The organism is Paenibacillus puerhi (genome assembly GCF_009846885.1).
Taxonomy (GTDB): Bacteria; Bacillota; Bacilli; order Paenibacillales; family NBRC-103111; genus Paenibacillus_G; species Paenibacillus_G puerhi.
This window is the reverse complement of sequence record NZ_WUWM01000023.1, coordinates 12,321-27,736: the sequence shown is the minus strand read 5'-3', so window position 1 is coordinate 27,736 and position 15,416 is coordinate 12,321. Positions and strand designations below refer to the sequence as shown.

General features: G+C 56.2%; 18 protein-coding genes. 16 read left to right on the top strand and 2 right to left on the bottom strand.

Annotated elements, in window-relative coordinates; genetic code table 11:
- Nucleotides 1-189 precede the first annotated feature (189 nt).
- The 5 genes from GSF01_RS19755 (at nt 190) to coaD (ending at nt 3,510) form a co-directional block, all read left to right on the top strand.
- On the top strand, nt 190-558 hold the full coding sequence (locus GSF01_RS19755) for a GntR family transcriptional regulator (protein WP_159887018.1): 369 nt from the start codon (nt 190-192) through the stop codon (nt 556-558).
- Nucleotides 559-565: 7 nt separating this feature from the next.
- Complete coding sequence (locus tag GSF01_RS19750) at nt 566-1,435, top strand: ATP-binding cassette domain-containing protein (RefSeq protein ID WP_159887017.1); 870 nt, start codon at nt 566-568, stop codon at nt 1,433-1,435.
- 1 nt (nt 1,436) lies between these two features.
- A complete protein-coding gene (locus tag GSF01_RS19745) occupies nt 1,437-2,120 on the top strand; it encodes a hypothetical protein (protein WP_159887016.1) in 684 nt (227 codons plus the stop codon).
- A gap of 286 nt (nt 2,121-2,406) precedes the next feature.
- Nucleotides 2,407-2,961, top strand: coding sequence for a 16S rRNA (guanine(966)-N(2))-methyltransferase RsmD (rsmD, locus tag GSF01_RS19740; protein ID WP_159887015.1), 555 nt, complete (start codon nt 2,407-2,409; stop codon nt 2,959-2,961).
- A gap of 24 nt (nt 2,962-2,985) precedes the next feature.
- Nucleotides 2,986-3,510 (top strand): pantetheine-phosphate adenylyltransferase, encoded by a 525-nt coding sequence (coaD, locus tag GSF01_RS19735; RefSeq protein WP_159887014.1) that lies wholly within the window; start codon nt 2,986-2,988, stop codon nt 3,508-3,510.
- Between the two features lie 3 nt (nt 3,511-3,513).
- Here coaD and GSF01_RS19730 read toward each other — a convergent pair whose 3' ends face one another.
- A complete protein-coding gene (locus GSF01_RS19730) occupies nt 3,514-4,794 on the bottom strand; it encodes a nucleoside recognition domain-containing protein (protein ID WP_159887013.1) in 1,281 nt (426 codons plus the stop codon).
- Nucleotides 4,795-4,919: 125 nt separating this feature from the next.
- Here GSF01_RS19730 and GSF01_RS19725 point away from each other — a divergent pair, with 125 nt between their 5' ends.
- Nucleotides 4,920-6,008 (top strand): SepM family pheromone-processing serine protease, encoded by a 1,089-nt coding sequence (locus GSF01_RS19725; RefSeq protein WP_159887012.1) that lies wholly within the window; start codon nt 4,920-4,922, stop codon nt 6,006-6,008.
- Here GSF01_RS19725 and GSF01_RS19720 read toward each other — a convergent pair.
- Nucleotides 5,975-7,264, bottom strand: coding sequence for a nucleotidyltransferase (locus GSF01_RS19720; RefSeq protein ID WP_159887011.1), 1,290 nt, complete (start codon nt 7,262-7,264; stop codon nt 5,975-5,977). The two genes, GSF01_RS19725 and GSF01_RS19720, sit on opposite strands and share 34 nt — an antisense overlap.
- Nucleotides 7,265-7,395: 131 nt before the next feature.
- Here GSF01_RS19720 and GSF01_RS19715 point away from each other — a divergent pair, with 131 nt between their 5' ends.
- The 10 genes from GSF01_RS19715 to rnc all read left to right on the top strand — a co-directional run bounded on the left by GSF01_RS19715 (nt 7,396) and on the right by rnc (nt 15,409).
- The gene (locus GSF01_RS19715) at nt 7,396-7,920 is read left to right on the top strand and encodes a YceD family protein (RefSeq protein WP_159887010.1); all 525 of its coding nucleotides are present in this window, start codon (nt 7,396-7,398) and stop codon (nt 7,918-7,920) included.
- A 44-nt stretch (nt 7,921-7,964) separates the two neighbouring features.
- On the top strand, nt 7,965-8,138 hold the full coding sequence (gene rpmF, locus GSF01_RS19710; RefSeq protein WP_159887009.1) for a 50S ribosomal protein L32: 174 nt from the start codon (nt 7,965-7,967) through the stop codon (nt 8,136-8,138).
- 281 nt (nt 8,139-8,419) lie between these two features.
- Nucleotides 8,420-9,028, top strand: coding sequence for a transcription factor FapR (gene fapR / locus GSF01_RS19705; RefSeq protein WP_159887008.1), 609 nt, complete (start codon nt 8,420-8,422; stop codon nt 9,026-9,028).
- A complete protein-coding gene (gene plsX / locus GSF01_RS19700) occupies nt 9,012-10,013 on the top strand; it encodes a phosphate acyltransferase PlsX (RefSeq protein ID WP_159887007.1) in 1,002 nt (333 codons plus the stop codon). Before fapR ends, plsX begins: the two co-directional genes overlap by 17 nt.
- A 1-nt stretch (nt 10,014) precedes the next feature.
- Nucleotides 10,015-11,001, top strand: coding sequence for a beta-ketoacyl-ACP synthase III (locus GSF01_RS19695; RefSeq protein WP_159887006.1), 987 nt, complete (start codon nt 10,015-10,017; stop codon nt 10,999-11,001).
- A 31-nt stretch (nt 11,002-11,032) separates the two neighbouring features.
- Nucleotides 11,033-11,977 carry an ACP S-malonyltransferase gene (gene fabD, locus GSF01_RS19690; protein WP_159887005.1) on the top strand — a complete coding sequence of 315 codons (945 nt, stop codon included), beginning with the start codon at nt 11,033-11,035 and terminating at the stop codon, nt 11,975-11,977.
- Nucleotides 11,978-12,042: 65 nt separating this feature from the next.
- A complete protein-coding gene (gene fabG / locus GSF01_RS19685; RefSeq protein ID WP_159887004.1) occupies nt 12,043-12,783 on the top strand; it encodes a 3-oxoacyl-[acyl-carrier-protein] reductase in 741 nt (246 codons plus the stop codon).
- Between the two features lie 168 nt (nt 12,784-12,951).
- A complete protein-coding gene (gene acpP, locus GSF01_RS19680; protein WP_072334722.1) occupies nt 12,952-13,185 on the top strand; it encodes an acyl carrier protein in 234 nt (77 codons plus the stop codon).
- 183 nt (nt 13,186-13,368) lie between these two features.
- Nucleotides 13,369-14,607, top strand: a complete 1,239-nt coding sequence (gene fabF, locus GSF01_RS19675; RefSeq protein ID WP_159887003.1) for a beta-ketoacyl-ACP synthase II — start codon at nt 13,369-13,371, stop codon at nt 14,605-14,607.
- Between the two features lie 97 nt (nt 14,608-14,704).
- A complete protein-coding gene (rnc, locus tag GSF01_RS19670; protein ID WP_159887002.1) occupies nt 14,705-15,409 on the top strand; it encodes a ribonuclease III in 705 nt (234 codons plus the stop codon).
- Nucleotides 15,410-15,416 lie beyond the last annotated feature (7 nt).

The window sequence follows — 15,416 nt, the reverse complement described above, 5'->3', positions numbered from 1 at the left end:
TGTATTAGTGTACTACTCATATAACATACCATAATACCTCGCTGTTTGGTTGTCAATACACGATCGTTTGTTCGCGCTTAATCCCGATGACGATGCAGCATGAGCGAGATTTGGAATGTTGACAACTGTTTCCGTTTCTATTATGGTGTGCTATACAGGTAACATACTAATAGGGTGAATGGTGACAAAATGAACGTTACTTTTGACGATAAGCAACCGATTTTTCAACAGGTCGCCTACATCATTGAGGATGATATTCTGAACGGCACTTTCCACGTGGACGAACAAATTCTTTCCGTGGCGCAATTCTCTCAGCTGTTTCAAATTAATCCGGCCACGGTAGTCAAAGGGATCGGCCTGCTCGTAAATGAAGGTATTCTGTACAAAAAAAGAGGGCTTGGCATGTTTGTCACACCGGAGGCGAAACAGAAGATCCAACTGAAACGGAGAGATCGTTTCCATAAAGAACTGTTGTCGGATCTTCTAAGCGAGGCAGACAAGCTTGGCCTGACGATTGAAGAGATCATCGACATGATCAAACAGCTGAGAAAGGACTGAGAGAGCCGTGAGTATAGCCTTGGCATGCGGCAATTTGAACAAAAAATACGGTCGAACCCACGCCTTGCGGAATTTGGACCTTCAATTGGAGGAAAATTTAATTTATGGCTTGCTCGGACGGAATGGAGCTGGAAAAACCACGTTGCTTAACACAATCGCGGGTGGAATCTTGCCAAACTCCGGCACAATTGAGGTCCATGGCAAACAGCTGGGCAGAGGGGAGCTTCCAACAGATTTCTGTTACGTACGCGACCAATATAAACACTTTGGAGGAGCGAGGGTTATCGAAATTTTGCAGTTTGCCGCGAAGTTCCATCCTCGATGGGATTGGACGTACGCACATGAACTGCTAAGCATCTTTCGGATCGATTCGCAAAAAAAAATCAGACAGCTTTCAAGGGGCACGGAGTCACTCGTAGGAAACATCATTGGTCTGGCCAGCCGGGCTTCGCTTACTTTATACGATGAGCCGGTACTTGGGCTCGACGTATTAATGCGAGACCGATTTTACAAGACGCTGTTGGAGGATTACGCCAATCATCCTCGTACGATTTTACTTTCCACGCATTTGATTGACGAAATTGCCCCTGTCGTGGAAAGAGTCTATATCATGGAAGCCGGTTCTTTCTTGCTTCATGACGACATGGAATACATACGTACGGCTGCTCATCTGATCCGGGGAAATTCCGAGGCAGTGGCCTTGTTTACGGCTGAGAAGCGGGTATTATACAGCGAAGCTTACGGCCGCGGCACACTTGCCGCTATTTACGAGAAGCTGGATGATGGGGACAGGCAGCAGGCGCGCCAGTTGGACATTTCGATTGAGAATCTGACGCTTCAAAAGTTTTTCTCGTATTTAATCGAAGGGGGTTCCTAAGTTGGGTGCAGCGGCCGTTCATGTAAAGGCAACTTACTTGCAAATGAGGATTTATATCTGGTGCGTTATTTTTCTGATCCTGCTTGGAAGGCTGGCGGAGCTTATCGTTAACCTCACTATAGAGAACATCGGAGATAGCCGTCTATCGGAAAGCAATCTGCTGATTCTCATATTGCCGCTTCTCGCTATTGTGCTGCCGCTCAGTTATTACAAGCGTATCGTGAGCTTGGGTGCAAGCCGGGAGCAGTATTTTATGGGGATCCATACCGTTTTTGCCGTCTGGGCGGCAGCAGTCGCTTTATGCAACTCTTTATGGGTTGTGCTTCAAGTCCATGTGTTCGGAAATTACTCCAGCGCTGTTGATCTAATTGAAGCTTTTCATTGGAACGATTTTGGTTTTGCAGGCTCCATCCTTTATCAAACGGCCTTTTACTTGATGGCAATGGCGCTTCTGAGTATGTTGAGCTCCGGTTATTACCACCCTGTGGGCTGGCTGATGTGGGCGCTGCTCATTGCGTTCATTCCGATCGGAACGGCGATTCCGTCACTTCGCGTTCATGTCGTTGCTTTTTTCAATGCACTGCTATTCAACGACTCGCTATGGCTGGGAGTCGGATTTAACCTAATTCTATATGCGATATTCGTGGCTGGCGGTTTGCTTTTTACGAGGGGAAGGGCGCATTAAAAGAGGCACGGATCCAAAGCATCCTTAATACCCATAAAAAATCGGACCCCGTCTCGCGACGAGGTCCAAATTCATGGGAGAGGAGAAACCGGACGAAGAGCTTATGGGGAACGTAAGCCTTCTCCGCGGTTATCTACGACATTTTCGGATGTCGATAATGGTAGGATAGCCGAAATTACGGAAAGCTATACATGCGCCGCACATTTTTTTCGCATCGCTTTGTGCAACGTTTCCTCTTTATGGTACGATAACGGTATTCAGCTAGAAGAAGGAAGGATGCACGAACATGAGGGTAATTTCGGGCAGCGCCAAAGGCAGGACGCTCAAAGCGGTGCCGGGGATGGGGACAAGGCCCACCACGGATAAAGTGAAGGAAGCCATATTCAGTATGATCGGCCCGTATTTTGACGGGGGCCTCGTGCTTGATCTGTTTGCGGGAACGGGCGGCCTGAGCATTGAGGCGCTTAGCCGCGGGATGCAGCGGGCGGTATTGACGGATATGGACAAAAAAGCGATCGATACGATTCGGATGAACCTGAAGGCGACAGGCTTCGAGGATCGAGCCGAGGTATACCGCAACGATGCGCTAAGAGCTTTGAAGGCGCTGGCGAAGCGGGAGCATGCCTTCGATCTGGTGTTTGTGGACCCGCCCTACCGGTTAAAGGTGATTCAAGAGCTTCTGGAGGAGCTTGCAGGCGAGGCGCTGTTGACGGAAGGGGCGAGGGTGGTTGTGGAGCACGATACCGACGATCACTATGGAGAGCCGATCGGTGAGCTGGTGCCGATACGCCGGGCGGAATATGGAGATACGACCATAACCGTGTTCCGCATGGGCGGATAAAGAGAGAAGGAGATGACCTTGCCGATGGAAATCACGAATAAGCCGGCCGAACGGCGTTATACGATTGCGGTGTACCCGGGCAGCTTCGATCCGGTAACGAACGGGCATTTGGATATTATCCACCGGGCGGCTCATGTTTTCGATAAGCTGATCGTGGCTGTATTGAATAACACCAGCAAGAACCCGCTGTTCTCGGTAGAGGAACGGATGGAGCTGCTGCGGCACGCGACGGCGGATCTGCCCAATGTCGAGATCGATAGCTTCCGCGATCTGCTCATTAATTATATGAAGCAAAAGGATGCGCATTTGATAGTCAGAGGACTCCGAGCGGTTTCCGACTTCGAATATGAGCTGCAAATGGCGTCTACGAACCGCAAGCTGTGCGAGGACATCGAGACGTTCTTTATGACGTCCTCCCCGCAGTTCTCTTATCTAAGCTCTAGCATTGTCAAAGAAATCGCCCGCTTCCAAGGACCGGTTGGCGATTTGGTTCCACCGGTCGTAGAGCAGGCGCTTCATGAGAAATACGGCGAAGAGCGCAGTGAGTAAGGGCTACTTGGAGGATTTGCGGCCCCGGTGAAATAAGAAAGCCGCAAAAATGGACAGCAGAAGCATGGCGAGCAGAGTGCTGCCGAACTGCAGCATCATCGGGCTGATAAAAGGCCACCAGCGGTGTTGCTCCATCAGCCAGCTGTGGTTTTGAGCTAGCGAGGGGGCCCAGGCGGAGATGGCCGCAGGGCGGCCGAAATACGCATATAGCGGATGCCAGGCCAGCAGGGTCGCGATATAGGCGATGCCTCCGTGCTGCAGACGCGCCAGCACGAAGCGCGAGAAGCGTAGATCTGTCGCGGCCGTTAGGCTTCGCACCTGAGCATGGGAAGAGAGGCCGCCCCAGGCTAGAAAAGCGCTGAGCGCAGCGATGCCCCACGGGAGGCCGCCTTCCGTTCCGGGAGCTAGCAGCCGGGTAAGGGCGTAGGCGCCCAGATGCGGCTCGAATAGCCCGGCGACGGAGGCGGCAAGTATCGGGCTTAGTAGATCGGACAGCGCTCCATCGCTCCAGGCCAGCAGGAAGGACGCCGCCGCTTCGACCAAGCCGGTCAACGTAATGGCCTGAAGAATCAACGAAAACATCATCATGAAGCCGCCGATCACGAAAAGCTGCTGTACGCTTGAGACTACGGCATCACCGAGCAGTTTGCCGAATGTTCGGCCATCCTGTTCTCGCGCTTCTTCCCATGCCGAGAAGAAACGCCGGAACACACCGGCATTTGGGCGGGCAGAATAGGTCTTATCGGCAGGGGCCGGCAGCCTCAAACGGTGGACGACCGCGAGGATCAAGGCGGTGCCATAATGGATGACCGCGAGCGCCAGCCCGGCGGGTGCGCTATTAAGAAAGCCCACGCCGACGACGCTGATCAGAATAACCGGACTGAGCAGGTGAGAGGCGGCCAGGAGCCTCTCGCCTTCCTCGCGCGTCAGCTGGCGATTGGAACGAAGCGCGCTGACGGCGGCGGCCCCGGCCGGCATCCCTGCGGTGAAGCCGACCGCTATGACGAAGCCCCCGATGCCGGGGATGCGCAGCAGCGCACGGAACAGCGGCTCCAGCAATACGCCGAACCCGTGCATCAGGCCAAGGCCGCGGAGCAGCTCGGTCAGGATCAGGAACGGCAGCAGAGCGGGAAAGACGAGCTTCCACCAAAGATGCAGCCCTTGCAGCGAGGATCGGAAGGCTTGGTCGGGGAACGCAATGATGCTGACCACGAGGGCAAGAGCTCCGGCGCCGAGCAGAAAGGTGGCCAGCCTGGGGGAGATCAGGGCGGATAAGCGGGGCATCCGAATCCCTCCGGCTTGTCAGATTGGTACATGTTTACGCGCCGATTGCATGGAATAGACCTGTGGCGCGTACGCTAGGGCAAGAGGGCAAATCGGAAGTCGGTGCAGACAGAGGTGGGAGAGCTATGGAAGATACCGGACACATAAAAAAAGCGTCGCGCATCGTATTTTCGGTGTTCGCGGCTATTTTACTCTTATACGTCGTTTATTTTGTTCCGATGCCGTATTACATTCTCAAGCCGGGGACGGCGGAGGTGCTTGCGCCTATGGTGCAGGTCAAGGAGCCGGCCGGCGAGGACAAGGGACAGTTCATGCTGACGACCGTTCAATTAAGCGAAGTTAACCTGGCAGCGTATATGATGTCTTTCCTCACGCCGTATCAGGAGCTGAGAGCGAAGAAGGATCTGCTGAAAAACAACGAAACCCAAGCGGAGTACTCCCAGCGTCAAGAAATCGTGATGCATACGTCGCAGGCGGATGCGATCCAAGCGGCATATAACCAATTGCACATTCCCTATCACATCCGAAAGGATGCCGTCGTGGTTTTGCAGGTATTTCCTGGGTTTCCGGCAGCGGGCGAGCTTCAAGCGGGAGATACCATCGTAGAGCTGGAAGGCAAGCCTATCCATACTTATGACGAGATGCGGGCGGCGCTTCAGAATAAAAAAGCCGGGGACACGGCACGGGTAGGCTTTAAACGAGGGGATGTGACGAGAACGCGGGAGATCGCTTTGGCTGTTCTGCCGGATCAAGAGAAGGTGGAGGCGTCGGCCAGACGCGTAGGACTTGGGATTGCGCCGGCTGAGGTGCACAGCGTGCAGCCGGACAAGCCGGAGCATCAGGTCACGATCCAGGCGGGCGAAATAGGCGGACCCTCCGCCGGGCTGATGTTTACGCTGGAGATCATGAATCGGCTTAGTCCGGAGGACCTGACCAAGGGACATCGGATCGCAGGAACCGGGGAGATCGATCCGGACGGAAAGGTGGGCGTCATCGGAGGCATCCTGCACAAGGTCGTTGCGGCGGACCGGGCGGGAGCGGAGATTTTTTTCGCCCCGAAGGATGCCAAAGCGGCTAACGGCGCTACGATACCTAACTATTCCGCCGCCGTGGAGCGCGGCAAGGAGATCGGTACGAGCATGAAGATCGTGCCGGTAGGCACCGTGGAGGACGCGCTCCGCTATTTGGCGGAGCTGGCCCCCAAGGCTTCCTGATCGTCCGTCGCAGAAGCCGGCGCCTCTTCCGTTCGGACGGGCGGTTCATAATAATCGCGCAGCCAGTCGCGGGCCGACGATTCGGGGAAGGCCAGCGAATAGACGGACGTGGCGCGAATATCCATCTCCAGGAAAGGCGAAGGCGAGGTCGTGACTTTGGTGACGACGGGCACCTTCGCCTTTGATTTCATCTGCTTCAGCAGTCCGCGTCCGCGTTCGCTGAAGCCCAGCACGCGAATGTACGAAATCCCGCGGGCGAGCTTGTCGGCGCTAAGCTCTTCCTTGGTATGGCCGAGCAATATGCGAAGCAGCATCCGCTGAAGCTTGGTGCGGGTGTACCGTCTTGTCTTCAGCTGTCCCAGCAGCGTATCGACGACAGGAGTATGAGGCGGGACACAGCTGCCAAGCGCGGCGCGTATGCGATGCTCCAGCCCTTCGGTCACTTCCGCGATCGACGCGAGCTGCTCGGGCGTTTGCGTGAGCAGTCTCTGCAGCAGCGGCTTGGCGAACAGCTCCCAGTGGACCGGAGCACGGCCTGCATGCCATTCGCGCTCCAGGATGCGCGCTGTCGCCTCCGGCACGTACGGCCGAATCTCATCCAGCGTGCCCTTCTCCAGCAGCAGCTTGCGCAAGGCCGTCGCGCTGGCGATCCGAGCGTCCGTCACCTCAGCCTGACTGTACTCCGCCTTGGTGCGGCGGATGGTCAACGGCTGGATCGCGCTGCCAAGACGCCGGAGCGCGATCAGATAATGAAGGCCGAGCGTATTGTTCGGCTTGGCCAGCTCGGCTTTGTCGGTGCCGGGCAGCAGCCGGGCCACGGCTGCACTGTAGGCTGCCGGGTAAGGAGCTCCCCCGGCCAGCTCTTCGGCGAGGGCCTCCCGGAACGCCGGCGGCTCCTCCTGCAGCAAGGCGGCGGCTGCGTCAAGCTCGCCAAGATCCCCGCTTTCGCTGCCGAAGCAGAGGCTGTCCACGATGCCGGTAGCCTCCAGCGTGGCGACCGCTCCGTAAGCGAACCATTCGGCCGGCTGCGACGAATAGGCGACGGGCAGCTCAAGTATGAGATCCGCGCCCATCGCCAGCGCCATCTCGGCGCGCGCCCACTTGTCCGCCAGGGCAGGCTCGCCTCGCTGAAGGAAGTGGCCGCTCATCACGCAGACTACGGCCTGGGCGTCCGCAGCTTGCCTGGACTGCTGGAAATGGTAGAGATGTCCGTTATGTAACGGGTTGTATTCAACGATGAGACCGACGGTCCGCATGGATAATTCCTCCGCATATTGACATTTCGCAGTCAATGGCCTATGATTCATCACTATATCATGAAGTGAAAATGTTGACAAAAGGTAAGACTAATCGATATAATAATCTTTGTTTGTTTGGGGTGATAACTATGTTTATACATTGGAAGGAATTGTCGTCGAAAGGGCTGCTGAAGCTGGAGGGTCAAGAAGACCTGACGGACGTGCTGCCCAAGGATGGAAGCCTAACCGGGTACGGACCGCTAAGCGTGCAGCTCGAAGCGCGCGATGTCGATGGCGCGGCCGTGGTGGAAGGCAACCTGGAGCTGGACGTGGAGCTTTCCTGCTCCCGCTGTCTGACGGCTGTTCACGATCATGTGGAGATTCCTTTTCATGAAACGTTTGTGAAGGGCGAGGAGAACGCGGCGGAAGAACCGGACGAAGAGGACGAGGATGCTGACGATGTCCTGTACGTGTCGGGCGACCGCATCGAGCTCAAGCCGTTTCTGGCTGAGAGCGTCATGTTCTCGCTTCCGTACATTCCTCTATGCAAAGAAGATTGCAAAGGCTTGTGCCCCTCCTGCGGTACCGATCGTAACGAGCGGGAGTGCGGCTGCAGAACGGACAAGATCGACCCGCGTCTGGCAGGTCTTGCAGATTTATTCAAGAACGAGTAGGACGGGGCGCCGTACGCGTGAATTCGTTGAAGGAGGTGGGAAATATGGCAGTACCTCAAAGGAGAACGTCCAAAACACGCCGTGACAAGCGTCGGACTCACTTTAAATTGGAAGTACCGGGTATGGTGAAATGCAGCCATTGCGGCGAAATGAAATTGGCTCACCGCGTGTGCAAATCTTGCGGCACGTACAAGAGCAGAGAGATCATCAATCAGTAATTTCATACAAGGTCAAAGAGATAGTGCTCGCCCTTCGGCTTGAGTGCTATTTTTTTGTCTTTTTTGTCATATCATCTTTATTAATGACGGGGTTTAGTCCGGGTTCTATACCTATCTTCGCAGAAAGTGCTAGCGGAGCGACTCGGTTTTCCCCGCTTTCCGCTTCCCTTTTGCTTCAGAATCCAGTATACTTTTCGTTATGACTTGGTCATAAGATATAGTGTCAGTTCATAGATTGGCTACATAAGGATCTGGACAGAAGCAGTTTGAAACGGTAAAAGGTGGTGCTCGCGATCGAACGCCTTCCCAAACGGCAGCGCCAGCAGCAGCTGGCCAAAGCGATAGAAGAAAATCCGTTCATTACGGATGAGGAGCTGACCAAGCTTTTTCAGGTCAGTATACAGACTATTCGTCTGGATCGACTGGAGCTGGGAATCCCCGAGCTTCGCGAGCGGATGAAGCTGATGGCCGAACAGTCCTATGATCAGGTCCGTTCGCTGCCTCTGCATGAGGTCATCGGAGACGTCATCGACCTGCAGCTCGATAAGAGCGGCATCTCCATGTTTGAGATTAAGGAGGAGCATGTCTTCTCCCGGACGAAGATCGCGCGCGGCCATCATATTTTCTCTCAGGCCAACTCGCTTGCCGTCGCGCTGATCAACGATTCGGTTGCGCTGACGGCAGCGGCGGACATCCGGTTCGTACGCTCTGTCCGGCTTGCGGAGAAGTGCATAGCCAAAGCTTATGTCCGCTCCATTTCCAAAGGCAAGGCGAAGGTGGAGGTTTTCACTTACGTAGGCGAAGAGATGGTGTTTCAAGGGAATTTCATTATTTATCATGCGAGCAAAGAACGCTCCGAAGGAGGAGACCTGCATGCGGATAGCGATTGACGCGATGGGCGGGGACCACGCGCCGCAGGCCACGGTGGAGGGTGCGCTGCTGGCAGCGGCCGAATGGCCGGATACGACCGTCGTGCTCGTGGGCGACAATGCCCGAATCGAACCGCTGTTTCAGGGCCGGAAGCCGGCGAATGTGGAGGTAGTCCACGCGTCGGAGGTGATTGAAGCGGACGATGAGCCGGTGAAGGCGGTCCGCCGCAAGAAGGACGCCTCGATGGTCGTAGCCGGACGCATGCTGAAGGAGCGTGCGGTGGACGGGATGATCTCGGCAGGCAATACCGGCGCGCTGATGACAGCCGGTCTGCTCGTCGTCGGGCGGATGAAGGGAATCGAGCGGCCAGCGCTTGCTCCCATGCTGCCGTCGATGGACGGGGAGGGCGTGCTGGCGCTGGATCTGGGCGCAAACATGGACGCCACGCCGGAGCAGCTCGTCCAGTATGCGATCATGGGCAGCATTTACCGCAGCAAAGTGCACGGCATCCGGGAGCCCAAGGTCGGGCTTCTGAACGTGGGGACGGAAGCGATGAAGGGAAATGAACTGACGAAGGCGGCATACCCGCTGCTGGAGCAGGCGCCCGTACGTTTCATCGGTAACGTGGAATCGCGCGATGTGCTGAGCAAGCCATGCGACGTCATTGTCTGCGACGGCTTCGCCGGGAATATTATGCTGAAGTCTCTCGAGGGAGCGGCTTCGGTCATCTTCTCTGCGCTCAAGGCAGAATTTACGCGCACCTGGTATACGAAGCTGGCAGCAGCCACCGTGAAGAAGGGACTTGGCAAGTTCCGCAATAAGATGGATTACAATGAGCATGGCGCAGCACCGCTTCTTGGGGTGGACGGGCTTGTGCTCAAGAGCCACGGCTCTTCCAGCGCCTTGGCAGTAAAGAATGCGGTAAGGCAGGCGCGTATTGCCGTCCAGAGCGACTTGATCGGCGGCATACGCGCAGAAATCAGCAATGGAAGCGAGAGGTCCTAATATGAGTTTACTGCCTGTAGGCATTATCGGTACCGGCAAGTATGTGCCTGATCGTGTGTTAACGAATCAGGAACTGGAACAAATGGTTGAGACGAATGACGAATGGATCGTCACTCGGACGGGGATCCGGGAACGTCGGCTCGCTTCTGCGGAGCAGGCTACTTCCGATCTCGCTTATGAGGCTTCGCTCGCCGCACTTCAGGCGGCAGGCGTAAGTCCGGAGGAGCTGGACCTGATCATCGTCGCGACGATAACGCCGGATATGGCGTTTCCATCGGTCTCCTGTATCCTGCAGGACAAGCTGGGAGCGAAGAAAGCGGCAGCATACGATCTGTCTGCAGCCTGCTCCGGATTTATATACGGTCTTGCGACCGGCTCCAACTTTATCGCCACCGGCATGTACAAGCATGTACTGGTGGTCGGCGCGGAATGCTTATCGAAGATTACGGACTATACGGATCGCAATACATGCATTCTGTTCGGAGACGGCGCGGGAGCGGTTGTGCTGGGCCAAGTAGAAGAAGGACGCGGCTTCAAGTCGTTCGAGCTGGGCGCGGACGGATCGGGCGGCCCGCTGCTGCAGGTCGCTGCTGGCGGCTCGCGCTGTCCGGCCACGCCGGAGACGCTCGCGGGCAAAGGGCATTACATCTATATGGCGGGCTCCGAGGTATTCAAATTCGCGGTGCGCATCATGGGAAATGCAGCGGAGGAGGCGCTTCGTAAGGCCGGCATGGAGAAGGGCGATATCGACCTGCTCGTTCCGCATCAGGCGAATATCCGCATTATTCAGTCGTCGCTGCAGAAGCTGGACCTATCGGCTGACAAGTGCATGATCAATGTAGATAAGTACGGCAATATGTCGGCGGCCTCGATCCCGGTTGCTCTGGCGGAGGCTGTGGAGCAAGGCCGGGTCAAGGACGGCGACTCCGTGGTGCTCGTCGGTTTCGGCGGAGGATTGACCTGGGGAGCCTCCGTATTGGTTTGGTAAGAGAGAGAGAACTGGCAGGAGGTTGACGGTTATGGGTAAAGTGGCATTCGTATTTCCCGGTCAAGGCGCTCAGGCCGTGGGCATGGGGAAAGATTTAATCGAGTCGGACGCTGCGGCCAAGCGACGGTATGACGAGGCGGATGAAGCGCTCGGCTTTCCGATCAGCCGCATTATTTTGGAAGGGCCGGAAGCGGACTTGAAGGCAACTGCGAACACGCAGCCGGCGCTGCTGACGACGAGCATTGCTTATCTCGAGCGGTTCCAGGCTAAATATGCGCTGCAGCCCGACTATGTCGCCGGACACAGCCTGGGCGAATACAGCGCCTTGGTGGCGGCGGGAGTACTCAGCTTCGGCGACGCCGTACGCACCGTCCGGGCTCGGGGCGAGTTTATGGAATCGGCTGTACCGAGCGGTCAGGGAGCTATGGCAGCTGTCCTCGGTGCGGATCGCGAACCGCTTCAGGCGCTTTGCTCTCGCATCAGCGCAGGCGGAACCCCGGTCGAGCTGGCGAACCTGAATTGTCCGGGTCAAATTGTCGTCTCCGGCAGCGTCGAAGGGGTACAAGCTATCGTCGAGCAGGGGAAAGAAGCGGCCGGCGCCAAGCGCGTCATTCCTCTTGAAGTCAGCGGGCCGTTCCACTCCTCGCTGATGCGTCCGGCCTCGGAGCGGCTCGCAGCCGTTCTGCAGCAAGTGGAGATGAATCGCGCGTCCGTGCCGGTTATCGCCAATGCTAACGCCAAACCTGTGCAGGAGCCTGACGAGATTCGTCGCCTGCTGGTCGATCAGGTGCATTCCTCGGTACTGTGGGAGGATAGCATAGCCTACCTGATCGCCGAAGGTGTAGACACGTTTATTGAGTTCGGGAGCGGCAGCGTGCTGGCCGGCTTGATCAAAAAGATCGACCGCAGCGTGAAGGTGCATTCGATCAATAGTCTGGAAGCGCTCGAGCAGTTCCAGCTTGCCACGGCGCAGTAACTCACACGTGAGAGTCTTCAGGGGAGAACCTCTTGTCAGACTTTCCGCCTCGGGAGGGAAATGAAATGCTTACAGGGAAAGTGGCGCTCGTAACGGGCGCATCGCGCGGCATCGGCCGGGCCATCGCGGTTACGCTTGCGGAGGCGGGAGCCGACGTAGTCGTCAACTATGCCGGCAGCGAGTCTGCCGCAGCGGAGACCGTGGGACTGATTGAAGCGCTGGGACGCCGATCCTTCAAGATTCGGGCCAACGTGGGCTCGGTTCAGGAAGTCGAGGATATGTTCAAGCAGGTGCTCGAGGCATTCGGCAGGATCGATATCCTGGTCAACAACGCCGGGATTACGCGGGATAATCTGATCATGCGCATGAAGGAAGAGGAGTTCGATCAAGTGATCGAGACGAACCTGAAGGGCGTGTTCAACTGCGTGAAAGCAGCGACCCGGCCGATGATGAAGCAGCGCTCGGGCCGCATCGTCAACATCTCGTCTGTGGTAGGCGCGCTGGGGAATCCCGGGCAGGCCAACTACGTGGCGGCCAAAGCTGGCGTGATCGGCATGACCAAGGCGGCGGCCAAGGAGCTGGCTTCGCGCGGCATCAACGTGAATTGCGTAGCCCCGGGCTTCATCGAGACGGATATGACCGACAAGCTGTCGGAGGAATTGCGCGACGGGCTGCTTAAGCAAATCCCGCTTGCCCGCCTTGGACAGCCCGAAGATATTGCGAAGGCCGTCCGCTTCCTCGTATCCGAGGATGCCGGCTATATGACCGGCCAGACGATTCATATTGACGGCGGCATGTATATGTAGCAGGTCCTTCCGGGCAAATTACGCGGGGGTCTCTTGGGCGCAAGGCCCCGCGTGGAAGCTCGTTCGCAGCCCGCTGCGGACGCGCTGATACATTTTTGCCCGCCTGGCACACTAGCTATGGCAATTTGTCCATAAGTTCAGTATAATACCAAAGAGGAGGTGAACCGGATGTCCGACGTTGTAGATCGCGTAAAGCGGATCGTAGTAGACCGTCTTGGCGTCGATGAGGCGGAAGTGACCCTGGAAGCATCGTTTAAAGATGATTTAGGTGCCGATTCTCTCGATGTTGTGGAATTGGTTATGGAATTGGAAGATGAGTTTGATATGGAAATCTCTGATGAAGACGCAGAGAAAATCGCTACTGTAGGTCAAGTAGTTGAGTACATAAAATCTCATACGTAAGACGTATAAGTCCCGTTATGCTGTTCAGTGACGGGACTTATCTCCATATCCAGTCCATTTAAGGGCCTTGGCGGCCTTCAGATGGATCGTTGCATGACATGAAGTAGTATATTCTGGCGACAGCGGCTGCTTTGGGCTTAGGACCGGCCGCCGCTAAGCCGTATTCATAGAGGTGGGTATCGAGTGAAGCAGAGAGTCGTGATTACCGGTCTTGGCGTGATGTCCGCCATCGGCCAAGATGTGGAAACGTTCTGGTCGAACTTGCTTGCAGGCAAGTCAGGAGTCAGCAACATTGAATCGTTCGATGTGAGCGAATATCCGACGCGGATCGCTGCAGAGATTAAAGATTTTGTGGTTGAGAACTATGTAGACAAGAAGGAAGCGCGCCGGATGGACCGCTTCGTTCAGTTTGCCGTTGCGGCAACGATGAACGCTCTGAAGGATGCCGCTTTGGATATCCGCGAGCAGACGGACCCCGAGCGTGTCGGCGTCTATGTAGGCTCCGGCATCGGCGGTTTGTCGACCTGGGAAGAGCAGCATAAAATATTGCTGGAGAAAGGGCCGAAGCGCGTAAGTCCGTTCTTCATCCCGATGATGATCGCCAACATGGGAGCCGGTCAAATCTCGATGATTACCGGAGCCAAGGGTCCGAACAGCACGGCTGTCACGGCCTGTGCTACAGGCACTCATTCCATCGGCGATGCGTTCAAAACGATCCTGAGGGGCGACGCGGATGTTATGATCTGCGGCGGTGCGGAAGCAACGATCAGCCCGACCGGCGTTGCCGGCTTCTGCGCGCTACGCGCCATGTCGACTCGCAATGACGAGCCGGAGAAGGCAAGCCGACCGTTCGATACCGGACGCGACGGCTTCGTGATGGGAGAGGGCGCCGGTATTCTGATTCTGGAGTCGCTGGAGCATGCCCAGAAGCGCGGTGCGCGCATCTATGGCGAAGTCATCGGATACGGGATGAGCGGGGATGCCCATCATATGACCGATCCGGATCCGGACGGCGCAGCCCGCTGTATGGTGAAGGCGGTCAAGGACGCCGGTATACCGTTCGAGGCGATTGATTATATCAATGCCCACGGCACGTCAACTCCGGTGGGCGACAAGTCGGAGACGACGGCTATTAAGCAGGCTTTCGGGGAACACGCTTACAAGCTCGCGGTCAGCTCGACGAAGTCCATGACGGGCCATCTGCTCGGCGCTGCCGGCGGGGTTGAAGCGCTGATCTGTGCGCTAGCGCTGAAGCATGGCGTTATTCCTCCGACGATCAACCTCGATAATCAGGATCCGGAATGCGATCTGGATTATGTGCCGAATACGCCGCGCGAGGCGGATCTTAACATCGTCATGTCCAACTCATTTGGGTTCGGCGGACATAATGCCACCGTAATTATGAAGAAATACGAAGCATAAAAAGCATAAGTTAATGAAGGCTGCCTTATACTAACCACAATGTTTCGGGGGGTGGAGAAGCCCCCTGGAACCATCAGCTGACACGAAGGTGATCGCCATGCATCGGAATTTAAAGCAATTGCAGACCGACTTGTCCATCCCGTTCCGCAATCCCGAGCTGCTCAAGCAAGCATTTACTCACTCCTCCTATGTGAACGAGCATCGGATGGGGCATCACAGGGATAACGAACGACTTGAATTTCTAGGGGATGCGGTGCTTGAGCTTACGGTATCCGAATTTTTGTATAATAAATACCCGGATCGCTCAGAAGGGGAGCTTACCAAGCTGCGTGCCTCGATCGTCTGCGAGCCGTCGCTTGTCGGTTTTGCCGAGCAGCTCGAATTCGGCTTGTATGTGCTGCTAGGCAAAGGCGAGGAGCTAACCGGAGGTCGAACGCGGCCAGCGCTGCTGGCCGATGTGTTCGAGTCGTTCATTGGCGCTCTGTATCTGGACCAGGGCCTTGAGGTCGTGCGGGATTTTCTGAGCGCCCACATGTTTCCGCGGCTGCCTGAGCAGGGACGCTTGCTGACGGCGGATTTTAAGACCCTCCTGCAGGAGTTTACCCAGCAGCACAATATGGGGCCGCTCGAATACAAGATTGTCGACGAGCGTGGACCCGCGCACGAGCGCGAATTTATCGCGGAGGTATTTTTGTTCGATCAGCGACTCGGGCAAGGTACGGGGCGTTCCAAAAAAGAGGCGGAGCAGCATGCCGCCGCCGGCGCCCTGGATACGTTAAAGGTTCGGGCGCCCAAATCATAGCGGAAGA